Below are 4,244 nucleotides of genomic sequence, written 5' to 3' on the forward strand. Positions count from 1 at the left end.
CGGATAAGGCGTTTACGCCGCATCCGGCAATCAATGCCTGATGCGACGCTGGTGCGTCTTATCAGGCCTACATAGGTTTCGTTTTCCAGGCCGGATAAGGCGTTCACGCCGCATCCGGCATTTAACGGCATTACTTGGTGATACGACCCTGTGCATCTTTCAGCGCGGCATCAACAGTCTGGCGACCGCTGGCAGCGTTGATCACTGCGGTACGCACGGCATACCAGAAGGCGGACATCTGCGGGATGTTCGGCATGATTTCGCCGTTTTTGGCGTTATCCATGGTGGCGGCAATGCGTTGATCTTTCGCCAACTGATCCTGGTAAGACTTCAGCGCCACGGCACCCAGCGGTTTGTCTTTATTCACTGCTTCCAGACCCTCGTCGGTCAGCAGGTAGTTTTCGAGGAACTCTTTCGCCAGTTCTTTGTTCGGGCTGGCAGCGTTAATGCCTGCACTCAGAACACCAACGAATGGTTTGGAAGGTTGTCCCTTGAAGGTCGGCAGCAGCGTCACGCCGTAGTTCACTTTGCTGGTATCGATGTTGGACCATGCCCACGGACCGTTGATGGTCATCGCAGTTTCACCTTTGTTAAAGGCTGCCTCTGCGATGGAGTAATCAGTATCCGCATTCATGTGTTTGTTTTTAACCAGATCAACCAGGAAGGTCAGACCCGCTTTCGCGCCAGCGTTATCCACACCAACGTCTTTCACGTTGTATTTATCGTTTTCATACTTGAACGCATAACCACCGTCGGCGGCAATCAGTGGCCAGGTGAAGTACGGTTCTTGCAGGTTGAACATCAGCGCGCTCTTACCTTTCGCTTTCAGTTCTTTATCCAGAGCCGGGATTTCTTCCCAGGTTTTCGGTGGGTTCGGCAGCAGGTCTTTGTTATAAATCAGCGATAACGCTTCAACTGCGATCGGATAAGCAATCAGTTTGCCGTTATAACGAACAGCATCCCAGGTGAAAGGATACAGTTTGTCCTGTAACGCTTTGTCTGGGGAGATTTCAGCCAACAGACCAGATTGGGCATAGCCGCCAAAGCGGTCGTGCGCCCAGAAAATAATGTCCGGACCATCGCCAGTTGCCGCAACCTGGGGGAATTTCTCTTCCAACTTATCTGGATGCTCAACGGTAACTTTAATTCCGGTATCTTTCTCGAATTTCTTACCCACTTCTGCGAGGCCGTTGTAGCCTTTATCGCCGTTGATCCAGATTACCAGTTTACCTTCTTCGATTTTGGCGAGAGCCGAGGCGGAAAACATCATCGTCGTTAAAACAGATAATGCGAGGATGCGTGCACCTGTTTTTATTTTCATAATCTCTGGTCCTTGTTGGTGAAGTGCTTGTGAAAACGCCTGAACGGACTCTAGTTTCTTTATACGGCAACCTCTTTCCATCCTCCTTGCCCCTACGCCCCACCCTCGTTTTGTGTGATCTGCGTCGCAGAAATAGCCGTATTGCGGGGAGGCGCACACAAAGTTGCCATGTTTTTTGCAAGCAATATCACGAATTTCCTTACTTCTCCTCGGATTAGTATGCAGACACCATCTTCTCATCCTCCCGCCTCCTCCCCCATAAAAAAGCCAGGGGGTGGAGGATTTAAGCCATCTTCCGATGACGCATAGTCACTGCATCATGAATGTTGCTGTCGATGACAGGTTGTAACGAAGGGAGAAGGGCATGGCGAGCGTACAGCTACAAAATGTAACGAAGGCCTGGGGGGATGTGGTGGTATCGAAAGATATCAATCTCGACATCCACGAAGGTGAGTTCGTGGTGTTTGTCGGACCATCTGGCTGCGGTAAATCCACTTTACTGCGCATGATTGCCGGTCTTGAGACGATCACCAGCGGCGACCTGTTCATCGATGAAAAACGAATGAACGACACCCCGCCAGCAGAACGCGGCGTCGGCATGGTGTTCCAGTCCTATGCGCTCTATCCCCATCTGTCTGTGGCAGAAAATATGTCGTTTGGCCTGAAATTAGCAGGCGCAAAGAAAGAGGTCATCAACCAGCGTGTTAACCAGGTAGCGGAAGTGCTGCAACTGGCGCACTTGCTGGATCGCAAACCGAAGGCGCTCTCCGGTGGCCAGCGTCAACGTGTGGCGATTGGTCGTACGTTGGTGGCCGAGCCAAGCGTGTTTTTACTCGATGAACCACTTTCCAACCTCGATGCAGCGCTGCGCGTACAGATGCGTATCGAAATTTCCCGTCTGCATAAACGGTTGGGTCGCACAATGATTTACGTCACTCACGATCAGGTCGAAGCGATGACGCTGGCCGACAAAATCGTGGTGCTGGATGCCGGTCGCGTGGCGCAAGTCGGGAAGCCTCTTGAACTGTATCACTATCCGGCAGACCGCTTTGTCGCCGGTTTTATTGGTTCACCGAAGATGAACTTCCTGCCGGTGAAAGTAACTGCTACCGCAATCGATCAGGTCCAGGTTGAGCTGCCGATGCCAAACCTCCAGCAAGTCTGGCTTCCGGTTGAAAGCCGCGATGTTCAGGTCGGTGCCAACATGTCGCTGGGCATTCGCCCGGAACATTTACTGCCAAGCGATATCGCTGACGTCATCCTTGAGGGTGAGGTTCAGGTGGTCGAACAGCTTGGCAACGAAACGCAAATTCATATCCAGATCCCTTCTATTCGTCAAAACCTGGTGTACCGCCAGTCTGACGTGGTGTTGGTAGAAGAAGGTGCCACATTCGCTATCGGCCTGCCGCCAGAGCGTTGCCATCTGTTCCGTGAGGATGGCACTGCATGTCGTCGACTGCATCAGGAACCGGGCGTTTAAGCATCCTACAAAAGACACAGAGCCTGTGACAGGTGATGTGAAAAAAGAAAAGCAATGACTCAGGAGATAGAATGATGATTACTCTGCGCAAACTTCCTCTGGCGGTTGCCGTCGCAGCGGGCGTAATGTCTGCTCAGGCAATGGCTGTGGATTTCCACGGTTACGCTCGTTCCGGTATCGGCTGGACAGGGAGCGGCGGTGAACAACAGTGTTTCCAGACCACTGGCGCTCAAAGTAAATACCGTCTTGGCAACGAATGTGAAACTTATGCTGAATTAAAATTGGGTCAGGAAGTGTGGAAAGAGGGCGATAAGAGCTTCTATTTCGATACTAACGTGGCCTATTCCGTAGCACAACAGAATGACTGGGAGGCCACCGATCCGGCTTTCCGTGAAGCGAATGTGCAGGGGAAAAACCTGATTGAATGGCTGCCAGGTGCCACCATCTGGGCTGGTAAGCGTTTCTATCAGCGTCATGACGTTCATATGATCGACTTCTACTACTGGGATATTTCTGGTCCTGGTGCCGGTCTGGAAAACATCGACGTTGGTTTCGGTAAACTTTCCCTGGCAGCAACGCGTTCTTCTGAAGCGGGCGGTTCTTCCTCTTTCGCCAGCAACAATATTTATGACTATACCAACGAAACTGCGAACGACGTCTTTGACGTGCGTTTAGCGCAGATGGAAATTAACCCGGGCGGAACCTTAGAGCTGGGTGTCGACTACGGTCGTGCCAACCTGCGTGATAACTATCGTCTGGTTGATGGCGCATCGAAAGATGGCTGGATGTTCACTGCCGAGCATACCCAGAGCATCCTGAAAGGCTTTAACAAGTTTGTTGTTCAGTACGCAACAGACTCTATGACCTCACAGGGCAAAGGGCTGTCGCAAGGGTCTGGCGTCGCATTTGATAACGAACACTTTGCTTACAACATCAACAACAACGGTCACCTGCTGCGTATCCTGGATCACGGTGCGATTTCTATGGGTGACAATTGGGACATGATGTACGTGGGTATGTATCAGGACATCAACTGGGATAACGACAACGGCACCAAATGGTGGACCGTCGGTATTCGTCCGATGTACAAGTGGACGCCTATCATGAGTACCTTGTTGGAAGTGGGCTACGACAACGTCGAATCCCAGCGCACTGGCGACAAGAACAACCAGTACAAAATCACCCTCGCACAACAATGGCAGGCTGGCGACAGCATCTGGTCACGCCCGGCTATTCGTGTCTTCGCAACCTACGCCAAGTGGGATGAGAAATGGGGTTATGACTACAACGGTAGTTCCTCTTCTAACCCGAACTACGGCAAAGCTGTTCCGGCGAACTTCGAAGGCGGTAGTTTCGGTCGTGGCGATAGCGATGAGTGGACCTTCGGTGCCCAGATGGAAATCTGGTGGTAATAGCAAAACCTGGGCCGGATAAGGCGTTTAC

3 protein-coding genes are annotated in these 4,244 nt (G+C 51.8%); 2 read left to right on the top strand and 1 reads right to left on the bottom strand.

The window, feature by feature from the left end:
• Positions 1-130: 130 nt before the first annotated feature.
• The gene (gene malE / locus A1SC_RS04720) at positions 131-1,321 is read right to left on the bottom strand and encodes a maltose/maltodextrin ABC transporter substrate-binding protein MalE (protein WP_000695404.1); all 1,191 of its coding nucleotides are present in this window, start codon (positions 1,319-1,321) and stop codon (positions 131-133) included.
• Positions 1,322-1,685: 364 nt separating this feature from the next.
• Here malE and malK point away from each other — a divergent pair, with 364 nt between their 5' ends.
• Together malK and lamB are read left to right on the top strand one after the other, a co-directional pair.
• Positions 1,686-2,801 carry a maltose/maltodextrin ABC transporter ATP-binding protein MalK gene (gene malK, locus A1SC_RS04715; RefSeq protein ID WP_000179158.1) on the top strand — a complete coding sequence of 372 codons (1,116 nt, stop codon included), beginning with the start codon at positions 1,686-1,688 and terminating at the stop codon, positions 2,799-2,801.
• A 71-nt stretch (positions 2,802-2,872) separates the two neighbouring features.
• Positions 2,873-4,213 (top strand): maltoporin LamB, encoded by a 1,341-nt coding sequence (gene lamB / locus A1SC_RS04710; protein ID WP_000973647.1) that lies wholly within the window; start codon positions 2,873-2,875, stop codon positions 4,211-4,213.
• Positions 4,214-4,244 lie beyond the last annotated feature (31 nt).

Source organism: Escherichia sp. KTE52 (assembly GCF_000408325.1).
In the GTDB taxonomy this organism is placed as follows: Bacteria; Pseudomonadota; Gammaproteobacteria; order Enterobacterales; family Enterobacteriaceae; genus Escherichia; species Escherichia marmotae.